The organism is Flavobacterium hungaricum (assembly GCF_015182285.1).
In the GTDB taxonomy this organism is placed as follows: Bacteria; Bacteroidota; Bacteroidia; order Flavobacteriales; family Flavobacteriaceae; genus Flavobacterium; species Flavobacterium hungaricum.
On sequence record NZ_PRDM01000001.1, the window covers coordinates 1,465,880 to 1,487,088 of the forward strand.

A 21,209-nucleotide genomic window follows, 5' to 3' on the forward strand; every position below is an offset into this window, starting at 1 on the left:
ATATCCAGCTTTGATTTATGAATTTAGAAATTATGCAAACTGTCCGACTTTAGACATTACTTCTTCAAAAAGAATTGGAAGCACTTTCTGTCCGTCTTCTGTTGCCCAGTTGTGAACCATTTCAGATATAATCTGGTTGATTGTTGTGGTTCTAACTCCTTGGCTTTCCCAGGTCTGCTGTGCGATATCATCTGCAATTTGTGAAGGAGATCCGCCTGCATCAAGAACTACCTGAACGTTAAATCCTTCTTCCTGCATTGAAATTGACGGCCAAACGATACAAACATCATTGGTAAGTCCTGCCATGATGACATTTTTTCTTCCCGCAGCTGCTTTTAGAACAGCATTTTTAAAATTCTCGTCATCCCATGCATTGGTAATTCCTTCTCTTTTTACTCTGTCTTCAAATTCTTGAGGAAGCAATTCCTGCAAATCTGTGATAAGCGGTCCCTGCGCATGGTCTTCCTGGCTGCTGGTAAGAACAACCGGAATGTTTAAAGCTTTTGCAAATTTAGCCAGTGCTCTTGTTCTGCTGATAATCATTTCATGAGGTCTATTGGCTGCAAAATTAAGTGTCCCTGTCTGATGATCTATTAATAGCATAACGGTATCATCTTTTGTAAACTGTTTCATTTTTCTAATGTTTTAAATGTCATATAAATTTTTTAAAATCTGATTACTGATTTATAGGACAAAGTTATTGCAGCTCTGAAACTGAAAACGTTGACATTTGTCAATAAAGAACATTAGAAAGGTTAGGGCAGAACAGGATATAATTTTATTTATGGACCAATTTATTTCTCACCCTGCTGAGGGTTTCTTTAGTGATTCCAAGGTAAGAGGCAATAATATGCTGTGGAAAACGCTGTATGAAATCGGGGTAGGTCTTGAGCAGTTCTTCATATCTTTCCATTGCAGGAAGAGCTATAGAATTACTTAATCTTTTTTGGGAAGCGATGAAACTGCTCTGGTTCATCTTCCAGAACATTTCCTTAATAGTGGGTATTTCCAGCAGTTGCTGCAGATCGGCAGCTTCCAGTACCAATAATTCTGTGTCTTCCCAAGCATCAATATTGTACACCGACGGGGTTTTCATCAAATAGCTTTCACGATCCACCATCCACCAGTTTTCTAAGGCCAGCTGGATAATATGCTCATTTCCGGAGCTGTCAACGCTGTACTGTCTCATAGCCCCTTTAAGTATAAAACCAGTAAACTGGCAGATATTTCCCTGTTCCAAGAAAAGTTCTTTCTTTTTTAATCTCGCAGGTTTAAATACTGATTTTATTAATTCTTCATCTTTTGTTGTAAGAGGAGATTCGCTGTATCGGGCAATATAGCTTAAAAGCTGGTCGTACATGTAAAATATTTTTTAATTAAATGTACAAAATATTTAATTTAGGAAAGAGAACCCAATTGTAATTCATAGCTATAAAAGTTATTTAATGAGCTAAATTGTGTTTAATATAGTCGAACCTAAAACTCTTAGTCGTTGATTAAGATTTCTGTTGCTCATACATGTAACATTTATCCGTTCATTGTAAAGTATTTTTGTGCCTTCTTGGGGGTGATTTTTCCTTACGCTTTTCTTCTATGAATTCCACAAACTAAAATTTGTTTAAATTAAACTTAGTGATTTTCTTAATATTAATGTTTTCAGTGTGTTAGGATGGTTTGTGTTTGTAGAGTTAACTCTACAGATTTACAAATCGATTTTTTTAGAAGTAAAGTAGGGTTAGATTGTGCCAATTAGACCAAAAAAAAAGCTAAAACGAAAGTTTTAGCTTTTTTTTTAGTGACCCTTACTGAACAATTTACAAACCATTTTATGAACGATTTAAAGAAATTAGCCTATTTTTAAGTAGATTTGTAAGATAATTACTTTTTATTTTTATTCAGAAGCGGTTTGTATGTATCGTAAAGGTTAAACGTTAAAAAATCCTAAAGAATGTGATTTCACTAATTTGTTATTGGATCAATTTCAAGTATTAAATTAGGATAGTAACTCAATATTTAAATTAAGATTTAATTGAGTTATTTGCAAAATTAAATATTTGTTTTAAGATTATTCAGGTCAAAATTTGATGATTAATGTTTACTACTTTGGATGAAAATAAAAAATGAGAGTGTCTGCTTATTTATTGTTCTTCCACTGAAACTAAAAATTGATTTATTTCCTTTTTTTATAAACAGTAATGTTCCGAAGGGAATATTGTCATTTTAGCCTGTTCTTTCAAAAAAATCAGATACAGACACTCATCCTACAATTCATCAGGTTATGAAAATTGTCCTCACCGATGAAAATTATCAGCCTACTGCCTATTACACATTGGATTTTGATGTGATTGGCAAGATTGAAATTTACAGGAATGCAAAATAAAAAAGATGTATTTATGAAGATGTCTAATATTATTTTATCAGACAGATTGCTGTTATTTGTAAAATTCCTCTAACGGAGGAAGTTGTAAATTTCAATTGCTACAGCGTATCGGTTTTTTGTTTTAAAGGAAGGGTCACCGTAAATTCGGCGCCATTGTCCTTTTCCCCGGCGGCAGTTATTTTGCCATTATGCCTTTCGGCAATCTTTCTGCACAGGGCAAGGCCCAAGCCATTTCCCTCGTACTGGTCTTTAGAATGCAGTCTTTCAAATGCCGTAAAAATCTTTTCTGCAAATTTAGGATCAATTCCAATACCATTATCCTTTATTTTTATCTGTAGAAAATCCTGGCCGTCACTATTGATGATGCTGCTTGTTATGATAACTCTGGGAGGCTCGTCCGCTTTGGAAAATTTCAGGGCATTTTGGATCAGGTTATAGAAAAGCTGGTTAATTAAAATCGGCGCTCCCTGAATCTGCGGAAGATCAGAAGTAACTAAAATAGCACCTTTTTCTCTTATTATGAGCTCGAGGTCTATTTTTATGTCTTCGATAACCTCATTAAGAGTAATTGTTTCTATAACCTGTGAAGTTTTGTCAAGGGTGGAATAGGTCAAAATTCCCTCTATAATATTTTCCATTCTCTGGGCAGACTGGCTTACTTTATGAAGGTATTTTTTAGATTTTTCATTAACATTGTCTTCTATGTCATCTCGTAAAAGGGTATTGAAAAATTTAATTTTTCGCAGCGGCTCTCGAAGATCGTGGCTTACTACGCTGGCAAAATGCATCAGATCGCTATTAGAACGCGTGAGCTCATTTGTGCGGCTTGCGACCTGCTTTTTTAGTTCCTCCTGAAATTCCTTATGCTCGTGTATATCCTGAACAATCCCAATGATGGTCTTTGCAGACCCGTCCTTGTCATTGATAATCTTTCCATTGATTTTAGCCCAGCGGTAGGAGCCGTTATCATTTAAAATTCTTGCCTCATAACATATTTTTCCCGTTGCCTCAGCCTGCTGGTGTGCTTTTTCGCGCGCCGGGAGGTCCTCTTGATGAAGTTTTGAAATTAAATCGTCATTTGTTGTTTCGCTTCCAATGGAACAGATCGTATTGAAATTTGCTGAAGTCTTGATTTTTTTTGTCTCAAGGTCTATTTCATAACTTCCTATCCCGGAGCTTTCTATGGCTATGGTTAATTTTTCATTCGCTTTCAGGGTTTCTTCTTTTGCTTTGTGCAGATCCGTGATGTCAGCGCCGGTGTTAAGCACGCCATAGACTTTTCCATGCTCGTCAAAGAGCGGAATAAAACTATAATTAAAGTAATGTTCGGTCATAATTCCCTGCATGACCAGATCTACTTTTCTGCCCACAGCATGAAAGGCTGTTCCGTTTTTGAGAACGCCAAGGGCCTCATCGAGAATCTGCTGGTTTTCAATTTCAGGAACAACACTGAGATAGGTTTTTCCAAGTACATCATTTCCTTTGCCCCATGTTTTGATCATGGCATCATTGGCCAGTGCAATTTCTAAATTATCTCCCACATACACTCCGACGGGAAGAGGGATAGCATCAATTATATTTTGTAGAAGCCCTGGATTACGATACATAGCGTTAGATTTGATTGGTATAGTTTTAATGGCGAAGCTATTGGCTTTTAAATGTTTATGGTTATATGAATTCTGCATTTTGTATCATAATTCCAATAATACAACTGATTGTTTCTATTGTTTCTGCTTCGATTTTTTGTTATTGGAAATGGCCCGCTGCTCGCTGCATCTAAAGCGTTTAATTGCGTCACTGCGTTTCCGCATATGCTTTGTTTGACAGTTTTCTACCCTTTTGCGCCAAAGTTTATAGCTGCCGAGTTTGAGTTCCTTCTTCATTAAAATTTTTACATCAGCTTCCTGAAGCTCAAACTGATATGCAATGGCCTCAAAAGGGGTTCTGTCTTCCCATGCCATTTCAATAATTCGATCCAGTTCACGATCGGTAAATTGCCGTTTTACTTTTTTCATAATTCTATTTTTTTGAGGGATTCCCAATAGGGAATTAAGGAGAGCATAGCGAAGTTAAATAAAATAGTTTTTATTTTGTTTAATATTTATTAAAAATAGTTAAACAATTATTATCTTTAACATTAAGATATCATCTTATATGAAATACCCCTTTGGTCTTTTTTATATTTAATAAATAATATCTTATTTTCTTGAAATCATAGCAGAAACAATCAGAACGGTTCTTTTAATTCTAATCTTAAAAAAAATGAAAACTATTGTAATTGTTGGCGGCAGTAAAGGAATCGGTAATGGTATTTTAGTGCAGCAGCTTGAAAATTATAAGGTAATCAATATCAGCAGGACAGCTCCCGATATTACCCAATCAAATTTAATTCATTTTTCAGTTGATGTACTCCGTGATGCTTTACCTGAATTTGAAAGTATAGATGCCTTGGTGTATTGTCCGGGGTCCATAAACCTCAAACCCATTCTGGGCTTAAGCCTGGATGATTTCAGAAAAGATTTTGAAATTAACGTGATGGGTGCCGTCAAAGTGATTCAGCATTATCTGCCTGCGTTAAAGAAAGGAGAAAACCCTTCTATTGTTTTATTCAGTACCGTTGCGGCAAAGCTCGGAATGCCTTTTCACTCCAGTATTGCGGCCTCTAAGGCCGCAGTAGAGGGTCTGGTTAAATCGCTCGGTGCCGAACTTGCCCCGTTAATTCGTATCAATGGTATTGCCCCGACTATTACAGAGACTTCTTTGTCGGGATCTATTTTAAGAAACGACCGTATGAAAGAAAATATGATCGAGCGCCACCCCTTGAAAAATTACCTCAAGCCCGCAGAGGTGGCTCGTATGGCAGGGTATCTTATTTCTGAAGATGCAGCATCAATTTCAGGCCAGATTTTCGCGATGGATTATGGTTTGGTAAGCTTTAAATTGTAAAACAGCTCAGAGATGAAAATTCTATTAACAGGTGCTACAGGTTATATCGGCAAGAGGCTGCTGCCCTTGCTCCTGGATCACGGAAATGAGGTGGTCTGCTGCGTGCGGGATAAAAACAGGTTTTATTTTCCTGAACAGTTTAAAAATAAAATACAGGTCATTGAAGCTGATTTTCTGGATCTGGAAAGTCTTAAAAATATCCCTGATGATATAGATGCAGCTTATTACCTGATCCATTCCATGTCCGGCGCTTCCAATTATGATGAATTGGAAAGCATTTCGGCACATTATTTCATTGAAAAAATAAACCAGACAAATGCAAAACAGATTATTTACCTCAGCGGAATTGTAAATGATAAATCACTATCCAAACATTTATCATCAAGAAAGGCGGTGGAAGATATTTTAAAGACCGCAGCAGTGCCGTTAACTGTACTTCGGGCGGGAATAATAGTAGGATCAGGAAGCGCCTCTTTTGAAATAATACGCGATCTGGTGGATAAACTGCCCATTATGGTTACCCCTAAATGGCTCAATACAAAATGCCAGCCGATTGCCATCAGCGATGTTTTGGAATTTTTAATCCGCTCGCTGTTAAACCCGGCAGTTTATAATGAAAGTTTTGATATCGGGGGACCTGATATTTTGACCTACAAGGAAATGCTGCTGGAGTTTGCCAGAGTAAAAAAACTCCAAAGATACATTTACACCGTACCGGTGATGACCCCGAAATTATCGTCTTACTGGCTGTATTTTGTGACTTCAACTTCCTTTAAGCTGGCCTCGGCGCTGGTCAGCAGCATGAAAGTTGAAGTCATCTGCAGCGATAACAGAATTAATAATTTACTGGGAGTTACACCGATCTCTTACCGGCAGGCATTAGAAAGGGCTTTGAAAAAGATTAGTGATGATGATATTATTTCGAGCTGGAAAGATTCACAAGTAAGCGGGCAATTTAGAGGAAATGTTTCTCAATATTTAAAGGTTCCAAAAAGAGGCTGTTATATTGACAGAAGAAAAAGAACAATTATAAACAGGGAATATACCATCGCACGGATCTGGTCCATAGGCGGGGACACAGGATGGTATTATGCCGATTGGCTCTGGGAGCTGCGCGGGTTCATCGATAAGGTTTTTGGCGGTGTGGGGACCAGAAGGGGAAGAACACATAAAAATGAAATACATTCAGGAGATGCACTCGATTTTTGGAGGGTTGTATACGCCGATAAGAAGCAAGGCAAACTGGTTTTATATGCCGAGATGAAACTTCCGGGCGAAGCCTGGCTGGAATTTAAAATAATCAACAATACCTTATATCAGGCGGCCACTTTTAAACCGTGCGGGATTATGGGCAGGCTGTACTGGTATGCTGTCCTGCCATTCCATGGTTTTATATTTGAGGGAATGCTTAAAAAACTAATTTAAGGATGTGACGGACAACATGGGATGACACGGGACTATTTTACAGCAGGGTTATTGTACTGGTATAGCCTTATTTTTTAATATTCTTCAATTTAAAAGGATTTGTAAAATGAGATCATGGGAGCATTAATTTTGCAGCATATAATTTCATTTGGGCATTTTTAGTACATTTGGAAATTATAAAACCGCTTGATATGATAAGTGCTGAGAATCCGGATGCTGAAAGGCCAAAAGAAAAAAAGCCGGTAAAAATTCTGCTGGCCGAGGATGATACCGAAGACCAGGAATTATTCATCGATGCCCTGGATGAAGCGCAGATTGCTTCTGAGGTAACGACCGTTGAAAATGGGCAGGAGCTCCTCGATACGCTCAGGGATGAATCCCAGAGCGATCCCGATATTATTTTTATAGATGTCAATATGCCCGTTAAAGGAGGCAAAAAGGCGCTGGAAGAAATAAAGAAAGACGATGATCTTCGTGGCATTCCCACCGTTATGCTCTCCACCTGGGATCATCCTGCCGATATTGAAGATGCCTTTGCTAAAGGGGCAGACCTTTATGTGCAGAAACCAAATTCTTTTAACGCTTTTGTGCTGCTGCTGAAAAAAGTCTTTCTTCTGCACTGGGCAAAAGCCTTATTGGGGCCGGTGAGAAATTTATTTTTTGTTTCGGAAAAGAATGTCGGAAAGGGTTAAAGGATTGCTTTTTAGTCTGCGTGTTTGATCTTGCGCGCTCATATAATTGATTTGGCTAATTTAGTTTCAGGCAGTTTAGGGAACTTTATAAAACTTCGGGCTGTCTAAAACCCGGTCTATAGTATCCCGGGTCAATTTTATATGATATTATTTTTTTGGAGCTCTTTCCGCTATACGTTCCACCCGAGCGCAGCGAACTGGCGAAGCAATCTTTTGCACCGAACACCAGCACAAAAGGATTTTCACTGCTATCGGGGCTAATAGGGAAAGGGCGTATCTATTTTTTCGGAAATTTATCTAATATTGTATATTGTTTATTTAGTATCGAAAATTACGATAAATCAAGAAGAAAAAAAATCCTATATCCTTAACGGGACTTCGAACCATCGTTCAGCTTCGATTAATTCTCTAATAGCGCCACTTTAAAACTGTTTATTTCAAACAGACTAAGAATTTCTTGTGAAAAAATTGAACCTTAAAATATTAGGACGTAAAGGCTTGAAAAATCTACATATTTGTGTATAAAAAAAGAGACAACTATTTACTAGTTGTCTCCTTAAGTGAGGGACAGGACAAATTACAAAATCATTTTTGGATGATTTGAAGAAATTGGCTTTCTATATGTAGTGTCTGTCTTCCATTGGCTATGTAAATTTGGTTTAGATGTCTTGTTGGGGATTGATGCAAAAATTATAAAAACTCAAGTGATTCAGTGCATTAAACTGATATCTAAATTTACAAAATTTATGGAGGATTTTAAAAGAATGTTTTACGTAAGGCAGTATTGTCTTTCTTTGGCTCTATGAATTAAATTATTCCCTGGTTGCTGAATCGTACTCTTCATCAGTAACTGGAGTAAGCCAAGTAACTTGAGTATCTTCTTTAAAATTTGTGATCGCAACATGAACCATTTTAGTTTCTGAACTGGCACCATGCCAATGTTCTACACTTTCGGGAATATTCACAACGTCACCTTTTTGAATTATCTGAGCAGGTTTGCCCCTTTCTTGATAAAGTCCTTTGCCTTCAATGACCAATAAAACCTGACCTTTTGGATGTGTATGCCAGTTTGTTCTCGCGCCAGGTTCGAAAGTTACGCTGCCTGCTGAGAATTCGTTGTTTTTATCTCTCGCAATTAAAGGCTTTAAAAAAGCATTGCCTATAAACCAATCTTTAGGTAGCGGTTCTCCTTTTGGAAATATTTCTGTTGAACTCATACTATTTTTTTAGAATTACATGCAGTTAAAAGTACTGTGAATATAATGATTAATTTTTTCATTTATTTTCTCTTTTACTATAACTTACTGATTTTGTTTGATTAAAGAGTTTTAATAGTCTTTGCAGGTATCCCACCAACGATGGTATTATCAGAAACATTTTTTGTAACGACTGCACCGGAAGCTACAATAGAATTTTTTCCAATTGTAACACCTGGAAGAATGGTTGCATTTGCTCCAATCCATGCATTTTTCTTGATGTGAACAAGGCCGGGTAGAAGTGACTGTCTATTTTCAGGTTCTAAAGGATGTGCTTCTGACAGCAGACTTACGTTTGGCGCTATTAAAACATTGTCTTCAATAATGATTCCTCCCAAATCCAAAAGAGTACAATTGAAATTGATAAAAACGTTTTTTCCTATTTTGATGTTTTTTCCGTAATTAATGTAAGAAGGCGTAAAAACAGAAGTGCTTTCGTGAATAATACTTCCTGTAATCTCACTTAATATAGCTCTGATTTCAGAAGGATCACTAGAGTTGTTCATCTTCACCAGCAGCTGTTTTGTCGCATAAGAAGATTCCTGAAGACGTTGAGCTTGCGGATCTTTTGGCGTTATTGTTTCGCCTTTTAGAAGTCGCTCAAAAATATCTTCTGTAATTTCGTTTGAATTCATGAATCAAAAATTATTTTAAATTATCTAGAAAGAAAGACTGCAGTTTTTCAAACGGAATTTTATCCAATTTGTCGTATAAATCGACATGTACGGCATTTGGTATAATCTTTAATTCTTTAGGTTCGGCTGCTGCTTTAAAAGCGTCCTCGCTAAAATATCTCGAATGTGCATTTTCTCCCGCGATAATCATTATAGGTCTTGGGCTGATTTCTTTAATGTTAGACAGAATGGGCATATTCATAAAAGAAATAGGCATAGTTGCTGTCCAAGATGCATTAGAATTGATTGAGCGAACATGAAAACCTCTTGGTGTTTTATAATAATCAAAATACTCTTTCACAAATTGAGGTTCGCTGCCAGTTAGTTTTTGAGGAAGATTATTTGCAGATGGAGCATAAGTGCCGTTTTGTGCATCTTTCCAACGCTGTTGTCCTAATTGTTCTAAGTTTTTTGAGCGCTGTTCGGCAGTTACGATATCATTATAACCTTTAGACATTACTCTAGTCATATCGTACATACTTGTTGTTGCAACGGCTTTAATGCGTTTGTCAGCTGCAGAAGCATTTAAAGCAAAACCTCCAAATCCGCAGATGCCTATAATTCCAATATTTTCTCTGTTGATGTTTTTTTGAAGACCTAAAAAGTCAACTGCAGCGCTAAAATCTTCTGTATTTATATCGGGAGAAGCTACATTACGAGGTTCACCACTGCTTTCTCCAGTGTAAGACGGATCAAAAGCCAATGCAGCAAATCCGCGTTCTGCCATTTGATTGGCATATAAACCAGATGATTGTTCTTTAACTGCCCCAAAAGGACCGCTAATTGCTATTGCAGCAAGCAATGTTTGGTCTGAGTTTTTTGGAAGATAAAGATCGCCTGAAAGAGTAATTCCGTAACGATTCTTAAAAGTTACTTTTTGTCGGGTTACTTTATCGCTTAATTTAAATGTATAATGTTCTTCTGTCGTATTCATTTTCTTTTTATTTTGAATTGATTCTTTGTTTTGTGAAAAAGCTTGTCCGATAACTAAAAGAGACATAGCTGCTAATGCTGTTATTTTCATCTGTTTGAAGTGTTTTAGATTACAGCTACAAAATTAAAACGGCATCATCAGGCGCCGTTAAAGAATATCAAACCAAAAAATAAGAATATCAAACCTCGATTTTTCTATGTGATTTTGGATTAGTTCCTGTATGTTTTTTAAAAAAGTTGTTAAAATAGGTTGGGTACTCAAACCCGAGTGCATATGCAATTTCTGCAATATTCCAGTCTGTATGCTGCAAAAGTGCTTTTGCTTCTGTCGCAATTCTTTCTGTTATGTGTGACGTGGTTGATTTGCCAGTGATTTCTTTAACCGCTCGGTTTAAATAGTTCACATGAATGTTTAAGTTTTGTGCATAATCTTTCGCTGTTGTCATACGAAGCGGACTGTCAGCACTTTCTATAGGGAATTGTCTTTCTAAAAGTTCAAGAAATACAGAAGCAATTCTTGATGTCCCGTTTCTGCCTTCATTATTATTTTCAGAAGGTTGCAATTTCAAAGATTCATGGATGATTAAATGTATGTAACTGCGTATGAGTTCATCTTTATAGGTATAATCGCTTTTTTGTTCTTCAATCATTTTTTGAAAAAGAGTATTAAGAAACAATCTCTGTTCTTCTGAAATGCGGAGAACAGGTGTTCCTCCAATTTTAAAAAAAGGCGATTGATGAAGACTTTCGGAACGTTCGGACTGTTTTAAAAATTCCTCAGAAAATAAAATCGTGTAACCGGTGTATGTTGTAGAAATTGTTTCCCATGAATAGGGTATATGCGGATTCCCAAAAAACAATATAGTTCCCTGCTGATCAAAACTTTTGTCAGCATAATGAATTTTACTGTGTCCCGTAGTCAGACATATTTTAAAGAAATCTTTTCTGCTGTAAATACGGGTCGCATTACTGTCATCTTCTATTTGAAAAGCTTTGAAACCTTTTAGCTTAAGCTCATTATTAAACTCAGAAACACTGCGAACTGTTTTTTCTTCCATGATGCAAAGTTAATAAAATCAAATCTAATTGATAGAAATATGGTATCAATGTAGTGGGAATTATATCTGTTCCTAATATTTGGAAAACTCCTTGCAAATATTAAATGTGAAATTAATTTATTTGTCTGTTTTAAAGCGATTTGTATGCATCGTAGGTGTTTAATATTAGAAAATGTTAAATTTTGTAGATTTTTTATTACAATATCTTATGATATATAATTTGATATTTAAATGAAGAATGCAAATCAGCTTTTAGTAAAATTAAATTATGCTTATGAGACTATTGACGTTAAAATTAGATGATCAAATTAGCTAATTTGCAATCCGTCCAAAAATATTTAAGCATATTAGATACCTAACTCGAGTTGATTTTTTACTAAATTAAAATAATCTGCTTTTTTATTTACTAATTCTTTGTGAGTGCCTATTTCTATAATTTTACCGTTTTTTAAAACAATAATTTGATCTGCATTTTTAACGGTACTCAATCTATGTGCTACAATTAAAACAGTTTTATCCTCAAAAAAAACATTTAAATTTTCCATTATTATTCTTTCATTCTCGGCATCCAAACTGCTTGTGGCTTCATCAAAAAATAAATATTTTGGATTTCTATAAACAGCTCTAGCAATCAGAATTCTTTGTTTTTGACCTCCGGAAATCCCACTTCCTGAAGAACCTATTTTAGTTTTTAATCCCAGAGGAAGACTATTGATAAAGTCGGACAGATTTGCTATTTTGATGGCATTTTCTAACTTTTCACTATCAATTTCTACATCAGAGGTAGCAATATTCCTTTCTATAGTTTCTGAAAAAATGAATCCGTCTTGCATAACAACTCCGTATTCATTTCTCCATTCTTCAAGTTTAGTGTCTTTCAAATTTTTTCCATTTACAAAAATCTCTCCCTCCGTTACATCATAATGCTTCAATAAAATTTTTAAAAGAGTTGTTTTACCACTTCCGCTTGAACCAACGATTGCAGTAATTTTATTTGCTGGAATAAAATGGTTAATCTTTTGCAATACATATTCAGATTTTGGGCCTTCATACTGAAAACTAATATCATTAAGTAAAATTCCATCTATTTTATCATTGATCATGTATTTTTTAGTAGACAAATATGGTATTTGATTTTCATTAACTTTGAAATTATGAATTTCGTTTAATCTTGAAAAACTCAATTTAGCGTCTTGCAGTGAACGAAAAAAAGTTATCAATTGATTTATTGGAGAATTCATTTCACCAATAATATAAGATACACTTAGCATGCTGCCTAAAGTAAGATTGTTATCAATTACATTTTGAGCAACTATAAATGTGACAACAATATTTTTTAAACTGTTTAAAAAATCATATCCGGAAAGTTGAAATTGGTCTAAATTAAGAACTTTGACGTTAATCTTTAAAAGCTTTTCCTGTAATTCTTTCCATTGATTTTTTTTGTATTCTTCAAAGTTATTCAGTTTTATCTCCTGCATTCCCGTTACAAGTTCATAAGTGGTACTTTGATTATCTGCTAGTAAGTCAAACCTGTTATAATCAAGTATTTTTCTTTGTCTTTGAAAATATAAAACCCATAAAATAGACAAGAGTGTTATACACGTGTATACTAACAATAATGACCACTTATAATATGCAAGAACTGCAAAAAAAACAGAAAAATTTATTAAAGAAAAAAGAATCTGAACACTTTGGGAAGTTAAAAAATTTTCGATTCTTTTATGATCTTGGATCCTTTGCGTCAAATCACCAATTCTTTTAGCATCGAAATATTTTAAAGGCATGCTCATTAATTTCCCAAAAAAATCAGCAATGATGTTTATATTGATTTTTGATCCAACATAAAGCAGAATTCTATTTCTTATAATCTCTACTATTGTTTGCCCAAAGAAAAGAAAAAGCTGAGCTAAAAGAATTAATGTAACAAGATTTATATTTTTAGCTTTTATGCCTTTATCAACCAAATTTTCAGTTAAAAAAGGGAAGGCCAGAGTCAGCAAACTTCCTAAAAATAGAGTTGCAAAAATTTTTGTCATTTGCCATTTAAATGGCTTTATGTAATTTAAGAGATAAGAAAAATTATTCTGTTCTTTTATTTCTTTCTGTTTAAAAAAAGAATTACCGGGAGTTAAATATAAAGCAATGCCCTTCATTGAGCTAGCAATCCATCCCTTGCAGAAATCTTCTTCATCTATTTTAATGAAACCATGGGCTGGGTCTGCTAAGTAATAATATGTTTTTTTAAGCAATCTACTCTTTTTAATTTTGTATAAGACTAAAAAGTGTGCTTGATTCCAGTGAAGTATGCAAGGCAGTTCGACTTCTTTTTCCTTAAGTTTATCAAGTGTTAATTTCGCAGATATTGTCTCAAAGCCTATCGTTTGGGCGGCCTGCGAAATCCCCAAAAGACTTACGCCATTTTTGGTTATAAAAGAACTTTCTCTAAAAAAAGACAGGCTAAATTCTTTTCCGTAATATTTAGCAATCATAACCAAACAAGATGGACCACAATCCATCTCGTCTAATTGATATGTCATTTTAATTTTTTGCAATTTCTTCTTTTTTTTGTCTGATATAATAATCCAAAAGCAGTTTGTCTTTAAAATTTGATTTAAAAGGCGGACAGGCGGGAGTTCCTTCATGCCAAGATTTTGGGCAACCACCTCCACAGACTGGCAAATGCAAACACGATTTGCACCAAGTTGTTCCTGAGTCTACCACAGTACTCCAATCCCGGAGCGTTGCATTCATATTATAAGTTTCTTTGGATTCAAAAAGATTTCCAATCAAACTATCTCCTTTGCCATAAGTTTCAGAATAAGGGAACTCCCAACAGGCATATATGTTTCCAAAAGCATCCCAAACTTCACTATCTTTCTGTTCAACCATACAAACCGAGTAGCTTCTTTTAGGCAAAATATTGACTCTTATATTATGCTCATAACATCTGAATAGCCATTCGATTTCTTTTTGTGCAAAAAAATCTTTTGTTAAACTTTCTTTTCCTGCATCATTACCTCCGAAATCAACAATTGTTGCAAAATACATCGAAACTTTATCCTGCAAATTCATTTCTTTAATGTAATCTATTAGAGGCTCCACATATTGGTAATTTGTCTTGTCGATATTTACTCGTATAGATATATTGCATCCATAATCTTTGTAAGTTGCTGTTTGAGTAACATCTGCAATATTTTTCATTATAATATCGAATGTTGGGTCTCCGGCCTTAGTAATTCTTCGTGTATCATGACTCTCTGCAGTTCCATCAATAGTTATCTGATAGTCAGTAATTCCACACTCTTTAACTAGTTCTTCAAATAATTTAGGCTTTAAACTTAAACCATTAGTAATCATATCTGAAATATATGTAAAGCCTTTTTCTTTACACAAAGCAATCATTCTTTTTGATGCTTTTTTTATTGATGAATAGCCCGTTAGAGGTTCACCGCCATACCAAGTAATGGCTAGTCCATTGTAAATATCCTTTCCATTTAATAAAAACTCGATTCTTTCAAGATATTTGTCGATAACATCTTCCTTTGCATAGTCTTTAGTATGAGTCTGACCACAATAGTGACAGCCCAATTGGCAGTTAGCAGATGGCTGAATAGTCATTGCTAAGAAGTTTACAGTATCTCTTACTTCTGCGTTTTTGGACATAATGTACTGGTATTCATCTTCTTCAGTATTGACAATAAACTCTTTTTCGACTAACGTTTTGTATATTTCGTTATCAACTTTATCAAATTCGTTGTTAATAGCAAATTGATATATATTCTCTTCAATTAAAATAGAAGTGGCAGTCCGAGTTGAGAAAATAATTCGTTTATTAGGCATGTCTACTTCACTCAATTCATCAGTAGACAAATGGTATTTTGAAAATTTCATACTTTAGTTTTGTTAAGTTTTCGGTTAATTATATCCTGATAAGTCTAGTCTATTGTAGGATAGAATGAACCGCAATCCCCAATAGTTAGCTGATCACAGTTTCCTTTAAAAACACCACAACTTGATAGTTTACCACATCCTCCAATTAATTTTGAAGCCTGTTTTTCAGATACAATCTCGAAGCTAGTTACACTGTTTTTGCTTTTAGCAAATTCAATAAATTTTTTCTTGAACATATTATAATTGTATATTAAGTACAGTAAAACCAATATTTTGGTTTTACTGTCTGTTAATTTTTTTTAAAATATTATGAATCCACCTCAACCTCGGTGAATCTAGAACAGGTTCTTAGTTCTCCACATGTTCCACTGAATGCACCACATGAACTTAATGATCTGCATCCGCCTGTAAGTTTAGATGTCTCTGTATCATTCAAAACTTCAAAAGAAGTTGAAGAAAGTTCTATATTTTGAACTAACGCTTTAAATTTATTTTTAAACATTGTTATAAAAAATTAAGAATTAAAAAATGCAGCATATAAAACACCGTGCTGACTCGGTGTGGTTGCAACCCTATTTAGTATTTCTTTCTTTCGAACTGCGCAATACGAAATACTCAAAATGATAAATCAAAATCTAGTTTCCTGCTGCTCTGGCTCTTTCTTCGCCATTACCTGCTTTATTTTCTTTGATTTTCAATTTGTTATTACCAAATTTATAAGAGACTGAAATAGAAAAACGGCGTGCATCTTCATAATTTGTATTGTATGAATTTATATCGTTGATTTTTTGTGACCATTTTTGCATATTACTTTTAAAAACATCTGACACAAGAAAATTCATAACCAATTGCTTTTTCAGCAATAAATACTTGAAGCCAAAATCAGTATTAAAAACACTTTGATTTCTTGTATTTAAAGAAGTACTGGGAAAAGAATACATTATGTCCAAATTCATTAAAATGGTTTTGGATTTGTTTAGTATAAACGAGTTATTACTCGATATACTGCTTCCCAGACCTTCTGTCGGACTTTCCACACTAACATGATCAGATTTTGTTTTGCTGTAGTATAGAAATAAAGAGTTAAAGCTTTCCCAGAACTTAAACTCATTAAAAACATAACTTTCATTTATTCCGATATTTTGAGAATCGAAATAATTTAAGTTTGTTGTAATTTGATTTATATTTCCATTTTCTATAAAAGTTATTAAAGAAAAGCCATTTTTTTCCAAGGAGTAATATAGAGATGAACTAAAATTGTTTTTTAAAATATAGCCAAAACTGACATTATGGGTTATACTAGGTTGTAAAAAGGGATTGCCTTCAATATAGGAATATGCATTATTATATTCCCGAAATGGATTCAGCATGGAGTATCTAGGCCTATTAATTCTTTTTCCATAATTAACTGAAAATGAATGGTTATCATTTGGAGTGAATGTTATGTACGATGTTGGAAAAAGTTTTGAATATTTTTGGTCGGTTTCTTTATTCAGAGTACTGGAGTAACCGTTAGTTTGGGTCATTTCATATCTTAGCCCAATCTGAATTTCCCATTTATTATTTCCGATTTTTTTAGCTCCTGAAAAGTATACGGACTGATTATTTTCTTTGTATTGAAATAAATTGCTTATTAAATTTTTAGGTATATTTTGCTCTAGATTAAGGTCATAATAATCAAGGTCGCTATTATTCTGGACAAATGATATTTTAGCTCCATAGTCAATCTTAGCCCAAGTTGACGGATTTATCACATCTACTTTTGCAGAAAAATTTTTTAAGTCTTGGTCCCCTAAATTTCTCTTCGAGACAATTACATTTGAATCATTAATCAAATCATAATCATCAGTGATGAATGCTAAATCATTTTTTTTATTATAATCAAAATAATCTATGTCTAACGATAATAAGTGTCCATCGGGATTAATTTTATATTTTGCATAAAAATTTAACGTGTTATAATTATTGTCTTTTTTTTCAAATAGTTTTGTTTGAATGTTTTGATTTGTGATTTCTGTCTCAGAATCAGAAAGGGTTGCTAAATTGTTTTGCTTCACAGTTGGATTGCTGATTCCTCCAGTATACTGAAATCCAATAGAAAAATTCTCATTTATTTTGTAATCAATTGAAAATTTACCTCCAAAAATCTTGTTGTAACTACGTAATTTATCAGTACTATTCCAATTCTCTGTTACGTAATCAATTCTTTGAGTTTCTAATATCCGATTAGAACCGTTTGAATAATTTAGATTAGAATTAAGTGCTATATTATTTTTTTGATAAGCAAATGAACCTCCTATGGAACCTGATGAATAAGTGGATTGGATATATGTCGACCGAAAACTTGCATTCCAGGAGTCCGATTTAACTTTTTTTAATTTTATATTTATAATTCCGCTATTTCCTTCAGCATCATATTTTGAAGGCGGATTTGTAATTACTTCAATAGACTTAATTTCCTCTGATTTTATTGTTCGCAAATAATTAGTTAGATCCTCTCCGGAAAGCTGTACAAATCGATCATCAATCATTATCGATAGACTGCTTTTGCCAATCATACTTATTTTATCATTTTGAATATTTATCCCAGGAGCAGCTTTTAAAGCATTAATTGCATCTCCACCTGTTGAAGCAGAAATACTATTCTCAACATTAAAAACTAAACGATCAACTTTTCTTTCTATAAGTTTCTTTTTTGAGTTAACCACCACCTCTTTAAGTTGCTTCGAGTTATCTATTTCAATTATTCCCAAATCCTGATTATCTTGAAATTCAAAACTTTTTTGATATAAAATAGTCCCAATTTGTTTAATTAATAATTGGTACTTGCCACTCTCTGTTATTATTGAAAATTTTCCCTCGGCATCAGTTAATGCACTTTGCACGACTGTAGAGTCTTTGTTTGTTAGCTGTATTTCTAAAAAATTTAGGTTTTTCTCAATTTGCCTAACCTGCCCCTTTATTTCTATTTGTGAAAATAATTTATTAGGTAATGAAAGAAGTAAAAAAAAGGATATAAAATAGGTTCTCAACATTCTTGGAGCTGTTTTATGATTTCTATTTGAATTGATTTATTTCGAATTTTATAATTTTGTTCTCAATTTGTACTTTCTGATTATTTGTAATTAATTTGTTAAAAGTTAATTATCTGTAAACACTGTACTTTCTAATGTTTTAAATCTTTAAGATAAAATAAACCATAATTATGAATAATTAATTTCACAAATTCCTTTAAAAATCTCAGTACTTGATAATTTTCCAAAACTACCAATTAGCCTCAATGTATTTTTTTTTGATATAACCTCGAAGTTTAATGCAGTATTTTTGCTTTTTACAAACGTTATATTTTTTTCTTGAGCATATTTTAATTTGTTGTTCAGTACAGCAAAATTATTTTACTGTACTGAAAATTTATTTTAGGATTATATTAAGAATCCATTTCAACTTCATCAAAACGTTGACATGTTCTTAGCTCACCACAGGTTCCGCTAAAAACTCCGCAACCTGTTAACGATCTGCAGCCTCCAGTTAATTTTGATGTTTCTTTGTCATTCAAAACCTCAAATGCATTGGAAGAAAAATCCTTATTTTGGACTAACATCTTAAATTTGTTCTTAAACATTATTTTAACAATTAAAAGTTAATAAAAGCAGCATAAAGGTACCGTGCTGACTCGGCTTGGTTGCAACCCATATTTAGATTTCTTTCTTTCGCACTGCGCACTGCGAAATACTCAAAAAAATAAATCTGCACTCTTTTCTTATAAATTCCTTATTCTTTCAAATTCTATTTTGATTTTATCCGCTTTTGGCCTTGCCATTAATGTATTCAGTAAAATTGAAAAGACATTCCAAAAATTATCAAATTTTGCTTTGCTATTGCTTCAAATTAAGAATCTTAGTCGTAGCTTATTAATGATCCTAATGTTTAAGGCTGTCGAACAAAACAAATAATTGATGGAGTGAAAAATATTTGGTGTCAAAGTATGCAGTTTTCACACTGCCAAAACTAGGAGGACTTTATTTATACTGCAAATACAATGTATCGGAATTCAGGAATTTAGATAAGAAATTCAGGAATTTTAGAATCTATTCTTCGTTAAGTTCTGATTTTTAACGCGTTATCGCGGAGCGATTTTTTGGGAATTTTAGTCTTAATTTTTTAAAAGAAATTTTATTTTTGTCAGAAATTAATATAAAATATGCCCCATTTTAAATTTTTTAGACAAGTAGTTTTAATTTTGTTTTCTTGCTTTTTATCTGCCCAGGCTCATAAGATTGAAACTGGAGAGATGTCATTCGAGAAATTAAAAGCACTTTATAATAATAATTGGAAGAATGAACGAGCTCAGCTGATTTATGCGAATGCTTATTTGGCGAAAGCAAATAAGGAAAATATTCCACTAGAGAAGGCAAGAGGCTGGTATTTGCTTTCGCTGCTTTCAAATGGAGAAAAGGCGATTCGTTATCTAGATAGCACAATTCATTATTCTAAAGACCTAAATGATATAAAGTACCCGGCATACGCTTTTTCTAGAAAAGCGTATGAACTGATATATCAGTCGAAGTATAAGGAAGCAATAGATAATTTCTTGCTTGCAGAAAGGACTGCAAAGAAAAATAATATTGATTTTTATTATGACGTTAAATATTCGATAGCAGTTTTGCGATCTGAACAATTGGGAGAGGTAAACGAAGCACTGAAATTATACAGAGAATGTTTTAATTATTACAAAGAAAAGGACGTGAGAAGTTCTAAATATTCCTATGCCTACCAGGATGTTTTGTTTGGACTAGCAGATGCATATAAGACATTAAAACAATTGGATTCGGCGACATACTTTAATAAGTTGGGATATAAGGAATCAAAATCAACTAAAGATTACAGATATAATGCACTTTTTGTATTGAATGAAGGGGCGAATTTGGTAGAAAAAAAAATATATTATACTGCAATAGACAGTATAAATAAAGCATTGCCTAGAATAATTTCAGATAAGGATTCTGCGAATACTTTAGCTTCATATTATTATTTAGGTAAAGCATATGATGGGTTGGAAAAAAAGAATTTGGCTGTTGAAAATTTTATGAAAGTAGATTCGATTTATATTAAAACAAAAAAAATTACTCCTGAGTTTACTAGTGGATACTTGTTTTTGATTTCCTATTTTAAAAATAAAAATGATAAAGAAAATCAGCTAAAATATTTAACTAGATATATGTTTATTGATAGCGTTTTGCAAACTGACTACAAAAATCTTAGCAAAAAACTTCAAAAGGAATATGATATGCCTAATTTGCTTTTAGAAAAGGAAAACTTGATAAAAGTTCTTAAAAATGATAAAACAACATCATATTGGGAAATTGGCTTATTGGTTGCATTAGTTGTTTTCTCGACAAGTTTTGGTTTTTATCAGCGACAAATAAAAAAGAAACAATATTCCCAGTTTGAAAAAATTATGCATAATAAATCAGCTACTGATAAAAAGATAGTTGGTGATGAAAGTACTAAACCTTCTAAAGATGAAAAAGCTGGAATAGACAATTTAGGCATAAATGCGGAGTTAGTTAAACAAATTTTAGAAAAACTAGATCATTTTGAAACTACTAAAGGTTACTTGTCTTCAAATATTACGATCCAGTCTTTATCGGCTAATTTTGAAACTAACAGTAAATATATCTCTAAAGTAGTAAACGCTTATAAGGAAAAATCGTTTATACAATATATTAATGATCTGAGAATCGAATATGCACTAGGATCTTTAAAAAATGATAACAAATTGCGGAAATATACTATTCAGGCATTAGCAAGCGAATTTGGTTTTAACAATGCAGAATCATTTTCCAATGCATTTTATAAAAAATCAGGTATTAAGCCGGCGTATTTTATAAAAGAATTAGATAAATTTCCTAATCTATAAAGTGTTGTAATTCAGTTTTTATTCTTTTTTT

The 21,209-nt window shown here is 33.4% G+C and carries 15 protein-coding genes; 4 read left to right on the top strand and 11 right to left on the bottom strand.

Annotated features, from left to right (window positions below; translation table 11 throughout):
- Window positions 1–30: 30 nt before the first annotated feature.
- The 4 genes from C4F50_RS06225 to C4F50_RS06240 all read right to left on the bottom strand — a co-directional run bounded on the left by C4F50_RS06225 (window position 31) and on the right by C4F50_RS06240 (window position 4,395).
- On the bottom strand, window positions 31–633 hold the full coding sequence (locus C4F50_RS06225; RefSeq protein ID WP_193845542.1) for an isochorismatase family protein: 603 nt from the start codon (window positions 631–633) through the stop codon (window positions 31–33).
- Between the two features lie 145 nt (window positions 634–778).
- A complete protein-coding gene (locus tag C4F50_RS06230; RefSeq protein WP_193845543.1) occupies window positions 779–1,360 on the bottom strand; it encodes a Crp/Fnr family transcriptional regulator in 582 nt (193 codons plus the stop codon).
- A 1,118-nt stretch (window positions 1,361–2,478) separates the two neighbouring features.
- Window positions 2,479–4,065 carry a sensor histidine kinase gene (locus tag C4F50_RS06235; protein WP_228011971.1) on the bottom strand — a complete coding sequence of 529 codons (1,587 nt, stop codon included), beginning with the start codon at window positions 4,063–4,065 and terminating at the stop codon, window positions 2,479–2,481.
- A 36-nt stretch (window positions 4,066–4,101) separates the two neighbouring features.
- Window positions 4,102–4,395 carry a TIGR03643 family protein gene (locus tag C4F50_RS06240; protein WP_193845544.1) on the bottom strand — a complete coding sequence of 98 codons (294 nt, stop codon included), beginning with the start codon at window positions 4,393–4,395 and terminating at the stop codon, window positions 4,102–4,104.
- Window positions 4,396–4,642: 247 nt separating this feature from the next.
- Between C4F50_RS06240 and C4F50_RS06245 the strand changes: the two genes are divergently transcribed.
- From C4F50_RS06245 to C4F50_RS06255, 3 genes are all read left to right on the top strand, one after another.
- On the top strand, window positions 4,643–5,326 hold the full coding sequence (locus C4F50_RS06245; RefSeq protein WP_193845545.1) for an SDR family NAD(P)-dependent oxidoreductase: 684 nt from the start codon (window positions 4,643–4,645) through the stop codon (window positions 5,324–5,326).
- 12 nt (window positions 5,327–5,338) lie between these two features.
- On the top strand, window positions 5,339–6,751 hold the full coding sequence (locus tag C4F50_RS06250) for an SDR family oxidoreductase (RefSeq protein WP_193845546.1): 1,413 nt from the start codon (window positions 5,339–5,341) through the stop codon (window positions 6,749–6,751).
- Between the two features lie 191 nt (window positions 6,752–6,942).
- Window positions 6,943–7,443, top strand: coding sequence for a response regulator (locus C4F50_RS06255; RefSeq protein WP_193845547.1), 501 nt, complete (start codon window positions 6,943–6,945; stop codon window positions 7,441–7,443).
- 812 nt (window positions 7,444–8,255) lie between these two features.
- Here the strand turns inward: C4F50_RS06255 and C4F50_RS06260 are convergent.
- From C4F50_RS06260 to C4F50_RS06290, 7 genes are all read right to left on the bottom strand, one after another.
- Entirely contained in the window at window positions 8,256–8,660 is a 405-nt protein-coding gene (locus C4F50_RS06260) for a (R)-mandelonitrile lyase (protein WP_193845548.1), read from the bottom strand.
- A 101-nt stretch (window positions 8,661–8,761) separates the two neighbouring features.
- On the bottom strand, window positions 8,762–9,334 hold the full coding sequence (locus C4F50_RS06265) for a sugar O-acetyltransferase (protein WP_193845549.1): 573 nt from the start codon (window positions 9,332–9,334) through the stop codon (window positions 8,762–8,764).
- A 10-nt stretch (window positions 9,335–9,344) separates the two neighbouring features.
- Window positions 9,345–10,397, bottom strand: coding sequence for an alpha/beta hydrolase (locus C4F50_RS06270; RefSeq protein ID WP_193845550.1), 1,053 nt, complete (start codon window positions 10,395–10,397; stop codon window positions 9,345–9,347).
- Window positions 10,398–10,485: 88 nt separating this feature from the next.
- Window positions 10,486–11,364 (bottom strand): helix-turn-helix domain-containing protein, encoded by an 879-nt coding sequence (locus C4F50_RS06275; protein ID WP_193845551.1) that lies wholly within the window; start codon window positions 11,362–11,364, stop codon window positions 10,486–10,488.
- Between the two features lie 347 nt (window positions 11,365–11,711).
- On the bottom strand, window positions 11,712–13,904 hold the full coding sequence (locus C4F50_RS06280) for a peptidase domain-containing ABC transporter (RefSeq protein ID WP_193845552.1): 2,193 nt from the start codon (window positions 13,902–13,904) through the stop codon (window positions 11,712–11,714).
- A gap of 1 nt (window position 13,905) precedes the next feature.
- Window positions 13,906–15,258, bottom strand: coding sequence for a radical SAM/SPASM domain-containing protein (locus C4F50_RS06285; protein WP_193845553.1), 1,353 nt, complete (start codon window positions 15,256–15,258; stop codon window positions 13,906–13,908).
- 635 nt (window positions 15,259–15,893) lie between these two features.
- On the bottom strand, window positions 15,894–18,293 hold the full coding sequence (locus tag C4F50_RS06290; RefSeq protein ID WP_193845554.1) for an outer membrane beta-barrel family protein: 2,400 nt from the start codon (window positions 18,291–18,293) through the stop codon (window positions 15,894–15,896).
- A 1,166-nt stretch (window positions 18,294–19,459) separates the two neighbouring features.
- On the opposite strand from C4F50_RS06290, the gene C4F50_RS06295 reads away from it, so the two are divergent.
- Window positions 19,460–21,178 (top strand): helix-turn-helix domain-containing protein, encoded by a 1,719-nt coding sequence (locus tag C4F50_RS06295; RefSeq protein WP_193845555.1) that lies wholly within the window; start codon window positions 19,460–19,462, stop codon window positions 21,176–21,178.
- Window positions 21,179–21,209: the final 31 nt, after the last annotated feature.

Coding starts and splice junctions, on each gene's coding strand:
- C4F50_RS06240 (WP_193845544.1), bottom strand. CDS start 4,395: ATGAAAAAAGTAAAACGGCAATTTACCGATCGTGAACTGGATCGAATT.
- C4F50_RS06230 (WP_193845543.1), bottom strand. CDS start 1,360: ATGTACGACCAGCTTTTAAGCTATATTGCCCGATACAGCGAATCTCCT.
- C4F50_RS06295 (WP_193845555.1), top strand. CDS start 19,460: ATGCCCCATTTTAAATTTTTTAGACAAGTAGTTTTAATTTTGTTTTCT.
- C4F50_RS06225 (WP_193845542.1), bottom strand. CDS start 633: ATGAAACAGTTTACAAAAGATGATACCGTTATGCTATTAATAGATCAT.
- C4F50_RS06270 (WP_193845550.1), bottom strand. CDS start 10,397: ATGAAAATAACAGCATTAGCAGCTATGTCTCTTTTAGTTATCGGACAA.
- C4F50_RS06250 (WP_193845546.1), top strand. CDS start 5,339: ATGAAAATTCTATTAACAGGTGCTACAGGTTATATCGGCAAGAGGCTG.
- C4F50_RS06265 (WP_193845549.1), bottom strand. CDS start 9,334: ATGAATTCAAACGAAATTACAGAAGATATTTTTGAGCGACTTCTAAAA.
- C4F50_RS06275 (WP_193845551.1), bottom strand. CDS start 11,364: ATGGAAGAAAAAACAGTTCGCAGTGTTTCTGAGTTTAATAATGAGCTT.
- C4F50_RS06255 (WP_193845547.1), top strand. CDS start 6,943: ATGATAAGTGCTGAGAATCCGGATGCTGAAAGGCCAAAAGAAAAAAAG.
- C4F50_RS06290 (WP_193845554.1), bottom strand. CDS start 18,293: ATGTTGAGAACCTATTTTATATCCTTTTTTTTACTTCTTTCATTACCT.
- C4F50_RS06260 (WP_193845548.1), bottom strand. CDS start 8,660: ATGAGTTCAACAGAAATATTTCCAAAAGGAGAACCGCTACCTAAAGAT.
- C4F50_RS06285 (WP_193845553.1), bottom strand. CDS start 15,258: ATGAAATTTTCAAAATACCATTTGTCTACTGATGAATTGAGTGAAGTA.
- C4F50_RS06245 (WP_193845545.1), top strand. CDS start 4,643: ATGAAAACTATTGTAATTGTTGGCGGCAGTAAAGGAATCGGTAATGGT.
- C4F50_RS06280 (WP_193845552.1), bottom strand. CDS start 13,904: ATGACATATCAATTAGACGAGATGGATTGTGGTCCATCTTGTTTGGTT.
- C4F50_RS06235 (WP_228011971.1), bottom strand. CDS start 4,065: ATGCAGAATTCATATAACCATAAACATTTAAAAGCCAATAGCTTCGCC.